Origin of the sequence: Pseudomonas cichorii (genome assembly GCF_019719005.1) — a bacterium.
Lineage (GTDB): Bacteria > Pseudomonadota > Gammaproteobacteria > Pseudomonadales > Pseudomonadaceae > Aquipseudomonas > Aquipseudomonas cichorii_E.
On the sequence record NZ_JAIGPJ010000058.1, the window covers coordinates 1 to 19,350 of the forward strand.

Genomic DNA, 19,350 nt, shown 5'->3' on the forward strand with positions numbered 1-19,350 from the left:
CAATACGCTTCGGGCCTGTACGACGCCTTTGCCCAATTGCGTTACCTGATTGTGGGCGGCGATGTACTGGATCCTTCGGTCATCGCTCAGGTCCTGAAACATGGCGCGCCCGAGCACCTGTTGAACGGCTATGGCCCGACCGAGGCCACGACCTTCTCGGCGACCCATGAAATCAAGGCTGTGGGCGAGGGTAGTATTCCGATTGGCAAGCCATTGGCCAATACCCGCTTGTACGTACTCGATGCCCGTCAGCAGCCAGTGCCACTGGGCGTCACCGGCGAGCTGTATATCGGTGGCGATGGCGTGGCCTTGGGTTATCTCAATCGTGCCGATCTGACCGAGCAGGTATTTGTCGCGGATCCGTTCAGCGCTGATCAAACTGCACGTCTGTACCGCACCGGTGACCTGGCCTGCTGGCTGGCAGATGGCTCGATAGAGTATCGGGGCCGTAATGACCAGCAGGTCAAGATCCGTGGCTTCCGTATCGAACCGGGCGAGATCGAAACCCGACTGGCCAGCCATAAGGCGGTCAGAGAGGCCGTGGTACTGGTGCGTGAGGATGTCCCGGGCGACAAACGCTTGGTGGCGTATTTCACCTTGGCGCAAGCCGATATCGATCTGGATGCGTTACGTACCCATTTGCAAGGCCAGCTACCGGACTACATGGTCCCGGCCGCTTATGTGCAGCTGGACAGCCTGCCACTGACCAATAACGGCAAGCTGGACCGCAAAGCGCTGCCGGTCCCTGATCAGCAGGCGTTTATCAATCGTGGCTACGAAGCGCTAGAAGGCGAAGTCGAAACCACCCTGGCGCAGATCTGGGCGGAGGTGCTGCAGGTCGAGCGTGTGGGGCGTCACGATCACTTCTTCGAACTGGGCGGTCACTCGCTGCTGGCGGTGAAACTGATCGAGAAGATGCGCCAAGAGGGCCTGAGCGCCGATGTGCGCGTGCTATTCAGCCAACCGACGCTGGCGGCCTTGGCGGCTGCGGTGGGCAGTGGCACTGAAATCCGTGTACCGGCCAACCTGATCGAGCCGGGTTGCACCCTGATCACGCCGGATATGTTGCCGCTGGTCGAACTGGACCAGAGCACTCTTGATCGTGTTGTGGCAACGGTTCCCGGCGGTGCTGCCAATGTTCAGGATATCTATCCGCTGGCACCGCTTCAGCAAGGCATTCTTTACCACCACATCAGTGCCGGGCAGGGCGATCCTTATGTGTTGCAGGCAACCTTCTCGGTCAAAAGCCAGGAACGTCTCGATGCATTTGCCAATGCACTGCGTCATCTCATCCAGCGCCACGACATTCTGCGCACAGCCGTGGTCTGGGAAGGGCTGAGCGAGCCGCTGCAAGTGGTCTGGCGTGAGGCTGAGCTGAGTGTTGAATTCCTTAAACCTGACCACCGTGACGGTGGCATCGCGGAGCAATTGAGCGAGCGGTTCGCCAGCAGTCACTACCGTCTCGATCTGGCCGAAGCACCCTTGATCCGGCTGGCCTGTGCCCGTGATGGCGACAGCTGGGTCATGCTGCTGATCTTCCATCACCTGGCGCTGGACCATACCGCGATGGACGTGGTGCGCGAGGAGATGCAGGCCTTCATGCTGGGCGAAGCCGATTCGCTGCCCGCTGCCGTGCCATACCGCAACTACGTGGCTCAGGCTCGCCTGGGGCTGGGTCAGGAAGAGCATGAAGCGTTCTTCCGCGACATGCTGGGCGATATCGATGAGCCGACTCTGGCTTACGGTCAGGTCTCGTTGCCCGATGATGGCGGCCATATCGAAGAAGCCCGCGTGCAACTGGATATCGGGCTGTGCCGTCGGGTACGTGTGCAGGCCCGCCAGCTTGGCGTCAGCGCCGCGAGCCTGATGCACCTGGTCTGGGCTCTTTTAGCCAGCAAGGCCAGCGGCCGCGCCCAGACGGTATTCGGCACGGTGCTCATGGGCCGGATGCAGGGTGGTGATGGTGCCGACCGTGCTCTGGGCATGTTCATCAACACGTTGCCGTTGCGAGTGGACATCGACGGGCGCAGCGTAATCGAAGGCGTGAAGTCCACCCATGCGCGTCTCAGTGCATTGCTGGGTCACGAGCATGCCTCGCTGGCCCTCGCACAACGCAGCAGTGCCGTGGCAGCGCCTTCGCCACTGTTCAATTCACTGCTCAATTATCGTCACAGCGCAGCCGATATGGCCTCCAGTCAGGCCTTGTCGGCCTGGGAAGGTATCGAAAGCCTGAGCAACGCAGAGGGCACCAACTATCCACTGGCCATTTCCGTGGATGACCTGGGTGAGGGCTTTGTCCTCAGCGTGCTGGCGATGCAGGAAATCGGTGCCCGGCGTGTCTGTGACACCTTTGCCTACACCTTGCAGCAACTGGTCGAGACCCTTGATGGCCGTCCGCAGACTGCTTTGCACGATGTGCCGGTCATTGCGCCTCTGGAACGTCAGCGTCTGCTTGAAACATTCAACGCCACTGCAACGGATTACCCAAGGGACCAGACGCTGCAGCCTCTGTTCGAGGCGCAGGTTGCCGAGCGACCAGACGCAATTGCCGTCGTGCACGGCGAGCAGTCGCTGACCTATGCCGAACTCAACAGTCGCGCCAACCGTCTGGCCCATTATCTGGCTGGCAAGGGCGTGAAGGCCGGTGATGCCGTGGCGATTCTGCTGCCGCGTTCGCTGGATCTGCTGGTGGCGCAACTGGCGATCACCAAGTGCGCCGCCCTCTATGTACCGCTGGACGTCAATGCACCGCTGGACCGTCAGGCCTTCATGGTCCATGACAGCGGCGCCCGGCAGTTACTGACCCTGCATGGCCGCGATATTCCCGAAGGTGCAGAGCGTCTGGATCTGGACCGGCTCGATGTGAGCAGCCAGCCGGACCATGATCCGCAAAACCGCAGCACTGCGGAGTCGGCGGCTTACATCATGTACACCTCGGGTTCTACCGGCACTCCAAAAGGGGTCATCGTGGCGCACCGTGGCATTGTCAAACTGGTGCGCAACAACGGTTTTGCCGACTTCAACCAAAACGACCGCCTGGCATTCGCCTCGAACCCGGCATTTGACGCCAGTACCCTGGAAGTCTGGGGCGCGCTGCTCAATGGCGGGCAAGTGGTGGTGATCGATCATGAATTGCTGCTGGACCCACCGCGTCTGGCCGTAGAACTGGTGGCGAAGGCCATCACGTCACTGTTCGTGACCACTGCGGTGTTCAATCAGTACGTGAGCCTGATCGGCGAAACCCTGGCAGGGCTGCGGATTCTGATGTGTGGCGGTGAGCGGGCCGACCCGCAAGTATTCCGGGATTTGCTGGCCATTGCTCCGGATCTGCGTTTGATTCACTGCTACGGTCCGACTGAAACCACCACCTACGCGACGACTCTGCACGTGACCGATGTGCCGTTGCAGATGAGTAATGTGCCCATCGGAAAGCCGCTTGCCAATACCCAGGTCTATGTGCTGGATGCCCGTCAGCAGTTGGTTCCCACAGGCGTTGCCGGAGAAATATGCATCGGCGGCGACGGTGTTGCGCTGGGCTATCTGAATCGTCCCGAACTGACCGCCCAGGCATTTATCGCTGACCCTTTCAGCCCTGTGAAAGGCGCGCGCCTTTATCGCTCCGGCGACCGCGGTTGCTGGCGTGCAGATGGCAGCCTTGAGCATCTGGGCCGTGGTGACGGCCAGGTGAAGATTCGCGGTTTCCGTATCGAGCCGGGTGAGATCGATGCGCGCCTCAAAGCCTGTCCGGGCGTGCATCAGGCTTCGGTGGTGATACGCGAGGACGTGCCAGGGCAAAAGCAACTGGTGGCTTATTACACCGCCGAATCAGCGGGTTCGCTGCTGACTGTCCAGAGCGTCCAGGCCTGGCTGCGTGAAGCCTTGCCGGAATACATGGTGCCTTCGGCCTTTGTGCGCCTGGAGCACTGGCCTTTGAACAACAACGGCAAGCTTGACCAGAAGGCGCTGCCTGTTCCCGACGCGCAGGCACTGACAAACAGTGTCTATGAGGCCCCGTCAGGTGATGTGGAAGCCTTGCTGGCCAGTATCTGGTCTCAGGTGCTGAAGGTGGAGCGCGTAGGGCGCTTCGATAACTTCTTTTCTCTGGGCGGCCATTCGCTGTTGGCGGTGACACTGATTGAACGCATGCGCCAGGAAGGTTTGCGCGCCGATATCAAGGTCTTGTTCAACCAGCCTACCTTAGCGGCACTGGCGGCTTCCCTGACGACTGAGCAGGATATTCAGGTTCCGGCCAATCTGATTCCCGCCGACTGCCAGCGGATCGAACCCTGGATGCTGCCTCTGGTCAGCCTGGAGCAGACGTCCATCGACGATATCGTCGCCGCAGTGCCGGGCGGTGTGGCCAATGTGCAGGATATCTATGCACTCGCGCCGCTCCAGGAAGGCATCCTGTATCACCATGTCGCGGCACGCGAGGGCGATCCCTTCATCCTGCAGTCATTGCTCGCGATGGACAGTGAAGCCCGTCTGAAATCTGCCATGCAGGCTTTGCAGAAAGTGATCGAGCGCCATGACATTCTGCGCACGGCGGTGTTCTGGAAAGGTCTTGAAGCACCTGTGCAGGTGGTCTTGCGGCACGCCACGCTGTCCAGCGAATGCGTTGAGCTGGACCCGGAAGATGGCGATATCCTCGGACAGATGCGTGAGCGGTTCGATGCCCGTAACTTTCGCATGGACATCAGCCAGGCGCCTCTGATCTGCATGCCCTACGCCTGGGATTCGGTTAACCAACGCTACGTGGTGGCGCTGGTGTTCCACCACCTGATCATGGATCACGTGGCCTTCGAAGTCGTGGTATCCGAAATACAAAGCCTGTTACTGGATGAAGCGACACTGCTGCCCGAGCCGGTTCCTTACCGAAACTACATCGCTCAGGTGCGCCTGGGGGCCGATGATGCGGCTCATGAACGCTTCTTCCGCGACATGCTGCAGGATGTCCGCGAACCGACCTTGCCGTTTGGCCAGCAGGTATCCGAAGGCGTGATGCATGAAATCCACGACACGGTAGATACCGACATCGCTCAACGTGTCCGCAGCCTTGCCCGAAGCCTGGGCGTGAGTGCGGCCAGTCTCTATCACCTGGCATGGGGTCTGGTGGTGGGGCGTGTCTCGGCAAGTGACGATGTGGTATTCGGTACTGTGCTGGTCGGGCGGATGCGCGGCGGGGAAGGCGCAGACCGGGCACTGGGCATGTTCATCAACACCTTGCCGATCCGTGTGGAACTGGGGCAGCAGGCTGTGGCCCAGGCCGTCAGGCAGGTGCATGCACGTCTGAGCGGGCTGCTTGAGCATGAACATGCACCTTTGGCTCTGGCACAGCGTTGCAGTGGCGTTGCAGCACCGGCTCCGCTGTTTGGCGCGCTGCTCAATTTCCGCCACAGCGCAGCGGACGACTCTGCACAGGCTCACACCGCCTGGCAGGGTATCCAGGGGCTTGAGGCCCATGAACATACGGCTTATCCCTTGTCGCTGGCGGTAGACGATACCGGTGCAGGGTATCTTCTGACGGTTCAGGCCAGCGGAGGCATCGATGCCCGGGCGCTGTGCGATTACATGCAGTGCGCCTTGCAGAACATGCTTGAAGCACTCGAGCAGGCTCCGTCGACTGCCTTGAATCGCATTTCGATACTGCCTGATGCCGAGCGCCTGCGGTTGCTGACATCGTTCAACGATACCGATTGCGCTTACCCGGATCAGGCAACCGTTCACGGGCTGTTCGAGGCTCAGGCGCAACGCACGCCCGATGCCGTGGCGGTGGTGCATGGCGAGCAGAGCCTGACTTATCGTCAGCTGGATCAACAGGCCAATCGACTGGCGCACTGCCTGACGCCATTGCTTGGCGGGCAGAATGCCCCGGTCGCGTTGTGTGTCGAACGTGGCCTGGAAATGCTGGTGGGCTTGTTGGGCATTCTCAAGGCGGGCGGTTGTTATGTGCCGCTGGACCCCGGTTATCCGGCCGATCGCTTGAACTACATGCTTGCCGACAGTTCTCCGGTGGCCTTGCTGACACTGGGCAGCGTGCCTGACGGTCTGGACAGCGGCAGTATTCCGGTCATCGCTCTGGACCGCGATGCAGAATGGCGTTCAGGTTCGACAGCGCCTGTAGAGCGCGAAACCGATGCGCGACAACTGGCCTACGTGATCTACACCTCCGGCTCCACCGGCAGACCCAAAGGGGTCATGCTCGAACAACGGGGCGTGGTCAACCTGCTGTGCGCCATGCGCGACATGGTTCAGGCCACGGCGCAGGATCGTATGCTGGCCCTGACCACCATCAGCTTCGACATTGCCGGCCTTGAGCTTTACATGCCGCTGATCTGTGGTGCCCGCACTGTGCTGCTGGACCGTCATCGGAGCATGGATCCGGTGTTGCTGGCCGAAGCAATCGTCCAGAGCGGCGCAACCATGATGCAGGCCACGCCGGCTACCTGGCGACTTCTGGTGGATTCCGGCTGGTCGGGAGCTGCCGGGCTCAAGGCGTTGTGTGGTGGCGAGGCGCTGCCTCTCGACCTGGCACAACGAGTGGCCGCAAGAGTCGGCACGCTCTGGAACGTCTATGGCCCCACCGAAACCACTATCTGGTCATCGGCGCTGGAGTTCGATGCCAGTGACAGGACTTCGGCCAGCGTCAGTATCGGCCGTCCGATTGCCAATAACCGTTTCTACCTGCTGGACGAGCAGGGCGAGCCCGTCCCCATGGGCGTGGCTGCCGAGCTGTATATCGGTGGCGACGGCGTGGCCCGTGGTTATCTGAACTGGGAACAACTGACGGCCGAACGCTTTATCGATGACCCTTTTTCTTCAACGCCCGGAGCGCGTCTTTACCGTACCGGCGACCTGGCACGCTATCGCCCCGATGGCAGCCTCGAATACCTGGGCCGCAACGATTTTCAGGTGAAGATTCGTGGCTACCGGATCGAGCTCGGAGAAATCGAAGCCAGGCTGGGCGCTGTGCCCGGCGTGCGCGAAGCGGTGGTCGTGGCCATCAGCGACGCCCATGGCGACTTGCGGCTGGCGGGCTATTACACCGGCGAAAGCTGTGCGAGCAGCCTGCTGCGTGAATCCTTGCTGGCCAACTTGCCCGAGTTCATGGTTCCGACCGTGTTCGTACACCTGGAAAAACTGCCGCTGACCCCCAACGGCAAACTGGACCGCAAGGCGTTGCCGGCACCCGAAACCGATATCACGCGTCACTACGAAGCACCTCGTGGGGAACAGGAAATCAGTCTTGCCGCGACATGGGCCGAGTTGCTCAAGGTGGAGCGGATCGGACGCGATGACAACTTCTTTGAACTGGGCGGGCACTCGTTGCTGGCCATGCGTCTGGTGTCTCTGGTTCGTCAGCAGTGGGGCGTCGAACTGCAACTGGCCGAGCTGTTTGCCCACCCTCAGTTGAGTGCAGTGGCCGAGCAGATTGCGTTGGCAACGCGCAGCACCTGGCCGGATATCACACCGGTCTCGCGTGATGAAGCATTGCCGCTTTCGTTTGCCCAGCAGCGCCTGTTGTTCCTGGCGAAGATGGAAGGCGCCAGCGCGGCCTATCACCTGCCGGTCGGGCTACGCCTCAAGGGTGTGCTGGAGGTCTCTGCACTGCAACGTGCCCTGGACCGCATCGTGGCGCGGCACGAGGCCTTGCGCACCTGTTTTGTACAGCCTTCGGGCGGCGCGGCAGTGCAACGTATCCTGCCGGAAGACAGCGGTTTTGCGCTGACTCGGGTTGATCTCTCGGGGCTGGAAGATCCGTCGGCAGCCTTGAACGAGCTGACCGAACAGGAAGCGCTGCAAAGCTTCGATCTGCAACACGGGCCGCTGATCCGCGGGCAGTTGATCCGTCTGGCGGAGCAAGAGCATGTACTGCTGGTCACCCTGCACCATATTGTTTCCGATGGTTGGTCCATGGGCGTATTGACTGCCGAACTGGGAGCGCTTTATGCAGCATTTGTGCGTGGGGAAGCTGACCCTCTGCCGGAGCTGACCTTGCAGTACGCCGACTATGCCGCCTGGCAGCGTCGCCTGCTGGATGGCGAGGCCTTGCAGGCCCAGAGCGAATGGTGGCGCAATGCGCTGGCCCAGGCTCCGGCGGTGCTGACACTGCCGACCGACCAGCCTCGTCCGGCACTGCAGGATTATTCGGGTGCCGCGATACCGGTCTGCTTCGATGCGCAGTTGACCGCGCAGCTTCAGGACCTGAGCAAACGCCATGGCACCACCCTGTACATGACGGTGCTGGCAGCCTGGGCGGCTACGCTGGGTCGTTTGTCCGGTCAGGATCAGGTAGTCATCGGCTCGCCGGTGGCCAACCGCATGAATGCAGAAGTCGAAGGGCTTATCGGCCTGTTCGTCAACACACTGGCACTGCCGATCGATCTGTCCGGCAAACCCGACTTCGCCGAGTTGCTGCGCAGGGTCAGAACCCTGGCCCTGGAAGCACAGGCCCGTCAGGCATTGCCTTTCGAACATGTGGTGGAGGTGGTCAAACCGGTCCGCAGTCTGTCTCACAGCCCGTTGTTCCAGGTCATGCTGTCGTGGCAGAACAACGAAAGTGTCGACCTTCAATTGGGCGACCTGACGCTGGAAGGCATTGGCGCACCGAGAAACAGCGCCAAGTTCGATCTGTCCCTGGACCTCGGCGAAATCAACGGCCAGTTGCAAGGCAGCCTGGAGTTCGCCACCGCCTTGTTCTATCCGCAAACCATCGAGCGCTATCGCGGTTATCTGGAGCGCCTGCTGCGTGCCATGGTGGCCGATGCCGGACAGTCCGTGTACGGCGTTGCTCTGCCGGATGACGTGGAGCGGCTGCATCTGGCCCGTTTCAACGACACGCAACACTACTATCCGCCGGCACAAACCGTTCATGGTCTTTTCGAGGCTCAGGTGTTGCGTACGCCTGATGCTCCGGCCCTGATCCATGGTGGAGAGCAACTGAATTACCGGCAGTTGAACGAGCGAGCCAATCGTCTGGCCTGGCATTTGCGCGCACAGGGCGTCGAGCCGGATGCCCGGGTGGCTATCTGCATGGAGCGTGGTACGGAAATGGTGGTCGGTTTGCTGGCCATCCTCAAGGCGGGCGGTGGTTATGTGCCGCTGGACCCGGCGTATCCGGTCGAGCGTATCGCCTACATGCTGGAGGACAGCTCGCCGACCGTGGTGCTGGCCCATGGGCCGACTCTCGGCCTGTTGTCTGCCACCCGCGCTCCGGTGATCGACCTGGACAGCAGCACCTGGCTCGGACAACCACCGGAAAACCCGGACGTTCCCGGCCTGAGCGCTGCTCACCTGGCCTATGTGATTTACACCTCCGGGTCCACCGGCATGCCCAAAGGCGTGATGATCGAGCATAGAAACACGGTCAACTTCCTGACTTGGGCAAAACGGGCTTTCGAGCCGCCAGTGCTTGCCAGGACCCTGTTCTCCACCTCGTTGAACTTCGACCTGGCGGTCTACGAATGCTTCGCTCCGCTGACCACCGGTGGCTGCATCGAACTGGTGAAAAATGCCATCGAATTGCAGCGAAACGAGCACGATGTGACGCTGATCAATACCGTGCCCTCAGCGCTCAAGGCGCTGCTGGAATCCACCGGGCTGAGCCAGGGTGTGCATACGGTCAACGTGGCCGGCGAAGCGCTCAAGCGCAGTCTGGTTGAAAAACTGTTCGAGCAGACTCAGGTCAAGCAGTTGTGCAACCTTTACGGGCCTTCGGAAACCACGACTTACTCCAGTTGGGTCGCCATGGATCGGGAAAGCGGTTTCAGGGCGCATATCGGAAAGCCTATTGCCAATACTCAATTCCATGTACTCGATGAGTATCTGAACCCGGTGCCGCTGGGCGTCGCGGGCGAGCTCTTCATCGGTGGAGCGGGGGTGGCGCGGGGGTATCTCAACCGTGATGAACTGACGATCGAACGCTTCCTCGATGACCCGTTCAGCGATGTTCCTGGCGCTCGCATGTACCGCACCGGCGACCTGGGTCGCTGGCTGCCGGACGGCAATATCGAGTACCTGGGACGCAATGACGATCAGGTGAAGATTCGCGGCTTCCGTATCGAGCTGGGTGAGGTCGAAGCGCGCCTGGCTGGCCATGAAGCGGTTCGCGACGCGGTTGTCCTGGCCCGTGAGGACGAGCCCGGTGATGTGCGGCTGGTGGCGTATTACACGCTGCTGAGCGAGAAACTGGTGGTCGACAGTGGTTTGTTGCGAGCCCATTTACAGGCGCAATTGCCTGAGTACATGGTGCCTGCCGCCTATGTGCGCCTCGATGCCTTGCCCCTGACGCCTAATGGCAAACTGGATCGCAAGCGCCTGCCGTTGCCCGACAGCAACGCTTACGTGACGCATCGTTACGAAGCGCCTCAGGGCGAAAACGAAACCCGGCTGGCCATGCTCTGGGCCGAGTTGCTGAAGGTGGAGCGAGTGGGGCGTCACGACCACTTCTTCGAACTGGGCGGGCATTCGCTGCTGGCGGTCAGTCTCATCGAGCGCATGCGCCAGGAGGGGCTGGAAGCTGATGTTCGTGTCCTGTTCGGACAGTCGACGCTGGCTGCCGTCGCGGCATCGGTGGTGCCACTGCGCACCATCGAAGTCTCGGCTTCCCGTGTGCCCACCCAGCAACGCAAACGCCGTATCTGATCCGTCTCTCTGCTGACCCTGCGGTGTCCCCATTCAAGGGGACGCCGCTTTCCCAAAGCCCCTGCCGTCCTGCATCCCGCCTGTCCCTACATACCGTGACAGACAGTCCAGAACCGATGCTCTAGTTTTTTCCCACCCTAGAAAGGCGGTCTTTCGCCTTTTCACGAAGCCGTCTTGTGTTTTTCGTCGACTTCTCCAGAACTCATACAGCGCAGGTTATTCGATGCTCTTCAACGAATTGATGGCTATCATTTCCGGTCACCCGATCCGCCTCCAGCACGAGGAAGGTGACCTTGTCATTCTGGGCGATGACGAGGGATTCGATGATGCGCTGATAGACAGCATGCGACTGCACAAGCATGCGCTGATCGATCTGGTGAAGAGAAATGGCGGTGACTGGCTGAGCCCGGCCTTTCGCATCACACCCGACATGCTGCCTCTGGCCGGACTGAGCCAGGACGCAATTGACCGGATCGTTGAAACCGTGCCGGGCGGTGCCGCAAACGTGCAGGATATCTATCCGCTGGCGCCGTTGCAGGAAGGTATTCTTTACCACCATATTTCCGCCACCCAGGGCGATCCGTATGTCCTGCACACTGTTTTCAGTGCAGAGAGTCCACAGAAGCTGGAAGGTTTTGCCCAGGCGCTGCAAGGCGTCATCAATCGTCACGATATCCTGCGTACTGCCATCGTCTGGGAAGGGCTCGACGAGCCCATGCAGGTGGTCTGGCAAGAAGCCCGGCTGGGGTTCGATGAAATCGTTCTGAACCCGGCCGACGGGGACATAGCCCGGCAATTGCAGGAGCACTTCGATCCGCGCCATTACCGCATGGATGTGCGTCAGGCACCGCTGATGCGTTTTGTCTGGGCAGCGGACCCGATCAACTCTCGCTGGGTGGCCATGCTGCTGTTTCATCACACGGCTCTGGACCACGCTGCACTGGAGCTTGTGCAGCATGAAACCCAGGCATTCCTGTTGGGGACCGAAGACGCGCTGCCTGAGGCGGTTCCCTATCGCAACTATGTGGCCCAGGCGCGCATGGGAAGCGGGCGTGAAGAGCATGAAGCGTTCTTTCGCGACATGTTGTCGGACGTGGAGGAACCGTCCCTGCCATTCGGTTTCACCGATGCGCTGAATCCCGACTCGATCGTCGAAGAAGTCCACTTGCCCATTGATGAGGCTCTGGGCGCGAGTCTGCGCAGCCATGCCCGTCGTCTGGGCGTAAGTGCTGCAAGCCTGGTGCATCTGGCCTGGGCGCAAGTGCTAGGCCGTATATCCGGCCGTGAAGACGTGGTGTTCGGCACCGTGCTGATGGGGCGTATGCAAGGCGGCGAGGGCGCGGACCGTGCCCTTGGCCTGTTTATCAATACCTTGCCGCTGAGGGTCGAACTGGGCTCCCGGAGCGTGGACGCCAGTGTCAAGGCCACTCACCAGCGCCTGACCGGTCTGCTGGGCCATGAGCATGCATCGCTGGCTCTGGCCCAGCGTTGTAGTGGTGTGGCCGCTCCGACGCCGCTGTTCGGTTCGTTGCTCAACTATCGCCACGGCAGCGCGGCGCAGGCAGTGACCACCCAGGCGCGTGAAGCCTGGCATGGTCTGCAGGTATTGGGCGGGGAAGAGCGCAGTAACTACCCGATCACGGTATCGGTGGATGATCTGGGCGATCGCTTCTCGATCAGTGTTCTGGCGCTGGCACAGATCGGCGCTCAACGCATGGGGGACTATCTGCTGAGCGCCTTCGAGCAATTGGCCGAGGCCCTGGAGCATGATCCGCGTCAGGCCTTGAGTGCGCTGGACTTGCTGCCACCCACCGAGCGCAATCAGTTGCTGGTGGCATTCAACGACACGACGCGGCCCTATCCACGAGACAGCAGCGTAACAGCACTTTTCGAAGCTCATGCTGAACGCCATCCCGACGCGACGGCGGCCGTACATGGCGAGCAGCAGCTCGGTTACGGCCAGTTGAATACCCGTGCCAACGCAATGGCCGGACATTTGCGTGCTGCAGGCGTCCAGCCCGGTGATCGAGTCGCTATCGAGCTTGAACGTTCGTTCGAGCTGCTGATCAGCCAGTTGGCGATTCTCAAGTGCGGCGCCGTCTACGTGCCTCTGGACGTCAATGCACCTGCCGAACGCCTGCAATTCATCCTCGAGGACAGCCAGGCCCGTGTATTGCTGAGTGTCAGCAGCCGTACACCACTGGCAGACATTGCGCGCCTGGATCTCGACAGCCTGGATCTGGATGCAGAGGTTGAACCCGCACCGCAACAGGCACTGCTCGGCGGTGCGCCGGCTTACGTCATGTACACCTCCGGCTCCACGGGAACACCCAAAGGCGTGCTGGTGACGCATCGGGCAATCAGCCGTCTGGTCATCGATAACGGTTACGCCGGTTTCAATGCTGAAGACCGCGTGGCGTTTGCCTCCAACCCGGCGTTCGATGCCAGTACGCTGGAAGTCTGGGCTGCACTGCTTAATGGTGGTTGCGTGGTGCTGGTGGATCAGGATGTGTTGTTGTCCAGAGAGCATTTCGCCGGGCTGCTGCTGGAGCACTCGGTGAGTGTGCTATGGATGACTGCTGGTCTGTTTCACCAATACGCAGCGGGCCTGAGCGATGCATTTGCCCGGTTGCGCTACCTGATCGTCGGCGGTGATGTGCTGGACCCGGCCGTGATTGCACGGGTTCTGGCAAATGGCGCGCCTCGTCATTTGCTCAATGGTTACGGTCCCACCGAAGCGACCACATTCTCGACCACCTGGGAGATCGAGCGGGTCGATGGGCCGAGCATTCCCATTGGCCGGCCGATAGGCAATAGCCGCGTTTATATCCTGGATGAGTACCTGCGGCCTGCGCCGCTGGGTGTGACAGGAGAGTTGTATATCGGCGGTGATGGCGTCGCCCGGGGCTACCTGAATCGTCCCGATCTGACCCTTGAGAAATTCATTCCCGACCCTTTTGCCTGCGACACCGACGCCACGCTTTACCGTACCGGCGACCTGGGTTGCTGGCGAGCTGACGGCAGCATCGAGTATCGCGGACGTAACGACGATCAAGTGAAAATCCGCGGTTTCCGGATCGAGTTGGGAGAAATCGCTGCCCGCCTGAGCACCTGCGCTGGCGTTGCCGACGCCACGGTGCTGGTCCGTGCGGATCAGGAATCCTCCGGCCAGAAGCGTCTGGTCGCTTATGTGATTGCGCAGGCAGGCATCGAACTCAGTGCCCAGGCCTTGCGCGAAGAGTTGCTTGGCTCCCTGGCCGAGTACATGGTGCCTGCGGCCTTTGTCATGCTGGACAGCTTCCCGCTGACCGCCAACGGCAAGCTGGACCGTCGTGCCTTGCCTGAGCCGGGTGCCGAAGCCTTCGCCAGTCGAGAATATGAAGCCCCTCAAGGCCCGGTCGAAGAAACCCTGGCTGCGCTCTGGGCACAGTTGCTCAAGGTCGAGCGAGTGGGGCGTTTCGATCACTTTTTCGAACTGGGCGGCCATTCGCTGCTCGCCGTCAGCCTGATCGAGCGCATGCGTCAGGTGGGCTTGAGTGCGGATGTGCGAGTACTGTTCAGCCAGCCGACCCTGGCGGCTCTGGCTGCCGCGGTTGGCAATAATCACGAGATCAGTGTCCCGGCCAATGCCATCACCGCCGATTGTCAGCGCATCACGCCCGCCATGTTGCCGCTGGCGGATCTGGACCAGGCCTCCATCGATCACCTCGTGACCCGTGTGCCGGGAGGTATTGCCAATATTCAGGACATCTATGCGCTGGCGCCGTTACAGGAGGGAATTCTCTATCACCACCTGGCTGCCGAGCAGGGTGATCCGTATGTGCTGCAGACATTGTTCGGCCTTGCGGACCGTGGGCGCCTGAATGACTTCGTCCAGGCATTGCAGGCCGTTGTCGACCGCCATGACATCATGCGCACAGCGGTTTTCTGGGAAGGTCTCGACAGTCCGGTCCAGGTGGTCTGCCGTCAGGCACGTCTGAGCGTCGAAGAGGTCAGCCTTGACCCGGCTGAGGGTGATATTGCCGAACAATTGCAGGCGCGCTTCGATCCACGGCATTTCCGACTCGATCTGACGCAGCCGCCTTTGCTGCGGATCCAGTTTGCTGAGGATGTCGTCAACCAGCGTTGTGTCGCCTTGCTGTTGTTCCATCACCTGGCACTGGACCATACCGCCCTGGAAGTGGTTCAGCATGAAATGCAGGCCTGGCTGTTGGGGCGTCAGCAGGAACTGGGCGAGGCCATCGCTTACCGCAACTATGTGGCCCAGGCTCGTCTGGGCGTCAGTCGTGAAGCCCATGAGTCATTCTTTCGCGGCATGCTGGGCGATGTAGAAGAGCCCACGCTGCCTTTCGGCCTGCAGAATGTGCAGGGCGACGGTGAGGGTATCGAGGAAGCGACCCAACTGCTGGTCGCCGGTCTGGATCAACGCCTGCGCAATCAGGCACGGCATCTGGGTGTGAGTCTTGCCAGCCTGGTTCACCTGGCATGGGGTGTGGTGCTGGGTGCCATTGCGGGCAAGCAGGACGTGGTGTTCGGCACCGTATTGATGGGCCGAATGCAAGGCGGCGAAGGCGCTGACCGTGCCATTGGTCTGTTCATCAATACCTTGCCGTTGCGTCTTGCCGTCGCAGAGCAGGGTGTCCGTGCCGGAGTCCGGGCTGCTCATGGGCGGCTGACCGAATTGCTGGGTCATGAGCATGCCTCGTTGGCACTGGCCCAGCGCTGCAGCGGCGTGCCCGCATCCATGCCATTGTTCAGCGCGCTGCTCAACTATCGGCATAGCGCTGCCGGGGAGATCACGCCAGAGGCCCGCGAGGCCTGGAAGGGGATCGAGGGCCTGTCCGGTGAGGAACGCACGAACTATCCGCTGACCCTGAACGTCGACGATCTGGGAGATAACCTGCTACTGACCACCCTGGCACAGGAGGGTGTCGATGCCCGGCGAGTCTGCGGTTATATGCAGGCGGCGTTGCAGCAACTGGTCGAAGCGCTGGAGCTGACACCTCAGGCGCCGTTGCGCAGCCTGTCGGTATTGCCCGAGGCTGAGCGTGAACAAGTGCTGCGCGGTTTCAACGCGACCGAGGCCGAGTATCCGCTCGACCAGACTGTTCATGGTTTGTTCGAGGCTCAGGTTGAGCGTACGCCGGATGCCATTGCGCTGGTGTCTGGCGACGAGCGTTTGAGTTATGCCGAGCTGAATCAGCGGGCCAACCGTCTGGCCCATCATCTGCGCAGTCAGGGCGTGGTGCCGGATGCTCGCGTGGCGATCTGTGTCGAGCGCGGGATCGATATGGTGGTTGGTTTGCTGGCCATTCTGAAGGCGGGCGGTGGTTATGTGCCGCTGGACCCGGCGTATCCGCTGGAGCGCATTGCCTACATGCTGGAAGACAGTGCGCCTGCGGCGGTATTGGCGCAATCGGTGACGCTTGAGCTGGTATCGGCGGCAGGTGTGCCTGTTATCAATCTCGATCAGCCTGACTGGCAGGACAAATCCGTCTCCAATCCGGTGATCGAGGGCCTGACGCCGGCTCATCTGGCTTACGTCATCTACACCTCGGGTTCTACCGGTCTGCCGAAAGGCGTGATGATTGAACACCGCAATACGGTTAACTTCCTGACCTGGGCGCAGCAGGCGTTTGAGCCTGAAGTTCTTTCTAAAACGCTGTTCTCTACTTCGCTGAACTTCGACCTGGCGGTCTATGAGTGCTTTGCGCCGCTGATTTCCGGTAGCCGTATCGACGTGGTCAAGAATGTGCTGGCTCTGCAGGACGGCGAGCATGACGTCACCCTGATCAACACCGTGCCTTCGGCACTGAAAGCGCTGCTGGAGTCTGGTGGCCTTCAAGAGGGCGTTCATACCGTTAACGTGGCCGGTGAAGCACTTAAAGGCTCACTGGTCGAAAGCCTGTTCGCTGAAACCAGCGTCCAGCGCTTGTGCAACCTGTATGGCCCGTCGGAAACCACCACCTACTCCAGCTGGGTGGCGATGGACCGCAAAGACGGTTTTGCCGCACATATCGGCAAGCCCGTCGCCAATACCCAGTTCTACCTGCTGGACGAGCATCGTCAGCCTGTACCGTTTGGCGTTCCCGGCGAAATCTATATCGGTGGTGCCGGTGTCGCCCGTGGCTACCTGAACCGCGATGACCTGACCGCAGAACGCTTTCTGGACGACCCATTCAACACCGGAGCCCGCATGTACCGCACCGGCGATCTGGGTCGCTGGCTGGCAGATGGCAATATCGAATACCTGGGTCGTAACGATGATCAGGTGAAGATCCGCGGTTTCCGTATCGAGCTGGGAGAGATCGAAACCAAGCTGGCGCGTCATGAGAGCGTGAAGGAAGCCGTGGTGATGGCCCGTGAGGACGTGCCGGGCGACAAGCGTCTGGTGGCGTATTTCACCTCAAATGTTGCCGAAATCAACCTGGAAATTCTGAAGGCGCACCTGCAAGGCCAGTTGCCGGAATACATGGTTCCGGCAGCTTATGTGCATCTGGACAAACTGCCGCTGACCCCGAACGGCAAGCTGGACCGCAAGGCACTCCCAGCCCCGGACCTGCAAGCCCTGATCAGCCGTGGCTACGAAGCGCCACAAGGCGCAACCGAAACCACCCTGGCGCAGATCTGGGCGGAAGTGCTGCAGGTCGAGCGCGTAGGTCGTCACGATCACTTCTTCGAGCTGGGCGGCCACTCGCTGCTGGCCGTTACCCTGATCGAGCGCATGCGCCGCAAGGGATTGTCGGCTGATGTGCGCATTCTGTTCAGTCAACCCTCTGTTGCTGCGCTGGCCGCCGCCGTGGGCCATGATCGCGAAGTGGTGGTTCCGGCCAACCTGATTGAAGCGGGCTGTACGCACATCACACCTGAGCTGCTGCCATTGGTCCGCCTCGATCAGGCGGAACTGGACCGCATCGTGGCCAGCGTGCCGGGCGGTTCGGCCAATATTCAGGATATCTATCCGCTGGCACCGTTGCAGTCGGGCATTCTTTACCACCACATATCTGCCATCCAGGGGGATCCTTACGTCCTGCAGGCGACCTTTACCGTCAGGGACCAACAGCGCGTCGAGTCTTTTGCCTCGGCTCTGCAAAAGGTTATCGATCGTCACGACACCTTGCGTACTTCGGTCTTCTGGGAAGGGCTGGAAAGCCCTGTGCAGGTGGTCTGGCGTCAGGCGCAACTGGTGGTGGAAACCCTTGAACTGAATCCTGCAGACGGCGACATCGCCCGGCAGATTCGCGAGCGATTCTCGACGCAACATCACAGCCTCGACCTTGGACAGGCTCCGCTGATGCGTCTGGCCTGTGCCCATGACCAGAGCAACGGCTGCTGGATCATGCTGCTCATGTTCCACCACATGGTGCTCGATCACACGGCGCTTGAAGTGGTACGTCATGAAATGCAGGCCTTCATGGTCGGCGAAGGTGACGCGCTGCCAGCGGCGATGCCTTACCGCAACTACGTGGCCCAGGCTTGCCTGGGGCTGACGGAGCAGGATCACGAAACCTTCTTCCGCAGCCAGTTGGCCGATATCGAAGAGTCGACCCTGGCGTATGGCCAGGAAGGTGTGCGAGGCGACGGGACTGGCATAGAAGAGGCCAGCATTACCCTGGATGACGAACTGAGTCGGCGAGTACGCGCCCAGGCCCGCAAGCTGGGCAGCAGTGCGGCCAGCGTCATGCATCTGGCATGGGCATTGGCTGCCCGCGCGGCTTCCGGTCGCGACCAGGTGGTGTTCGGTACGGTACTGATGGGGCGTATGCAGGGTGGCGAAGGCTCCGACCGCGCTCTGGGCATGTTCATCAATACCTTGCCGCTGCGAGTGGATATCAATACTCGCAGCGTGGTCGAGGGCGTGAAGTCCACCCATTCAGGACTGACGGCGCTGCTTGGCCATGAGCATGCCTCACTGGCACTTGCCCAGCGTTGCAGTGGCGTTGCCGCGCCTGCACCGTTGTTCAATACCTTGCTCAACTATCGTCATAGCGCTGTGGACATGACCTCTAGCCAGGCCATTTCGGCCTGGGACGGTATCGAAAGCCTGAGCAACGAAGAGCGCACCAACTATCCGCTGACCCTGTCAGTGGATGACCTGGGCACAGGCTTTGCCTTCACCGCCCTCGCGATGGTCGAGATTGGTGCGCAAAGGGTGTGCGACACACTGTTGTGTGCGTTGGAAAACCTGATCGATGCACTGGAAAGTCGCCCGGAAACCGAGCTTCAGTCCATTGCGGTATTGCCTGAGGCCGAGCGCGAGCAACTGCTGCACGGCTTCAACGACAGCACGACGGACTATCCACGGGACAGCTCCGTCCATTCTCTGTTTGAACTGCAAGTGGCCAAGCGACCTGAAGCGCTGGCCGTTGTTCATGGAGAGCAGTCGCTGACTTATGCCGAACTCAACAGCCAGGCCAATCGACTCGCTCATCATCTGATCAGCCAGGGTGTGATTGCTGGCGATGCCGTAGCCATTCTGCTGCCACGCTCCCTGGATCTGCTGGTGGCGCAACTGGCGATCAATAAATGTGCTGCCGTTTATGTGCCGCTGGACGTCAATGCACCCCAGGAACGTCAGGCATTCATGGTGCAGGACAGCGACGCTCGCCAGATTCTGACCCATGGTAACCTGGACGTGCCTCAAGGCGTTGCGCGAATTGATCTGGACCGCCTCGACCTTGGCCAGCAGCACGGCGACAACCCGGA

At 60.8% G+C, this 19,350-nt stretch carries 2 protein-coding genes; both read left to right on the plus strand.

Annotated features, from left to right (window positions below; translation table 11 throughout):
- Positions 1 to 10,644, plus strand: a 10,644-nt coding sequence (locus K5D32_RS25035; protein ID WP_409372896.1) for an amino acid adenylation domain-containing protein, incomplete at its 5' end; no start/stop codon positions are given.
- A gap of 223 nt (positions 10,645 to 10,867) precedes the next feature.
- Positions 10,868 to 19,350: non-ribosomal peptide synthetase (locus K5D32_RS25040; RefSeq protein WP_221602239.1), on the plus strand; the 8,483-nt coding region annotated here is incomplete at its 3' end.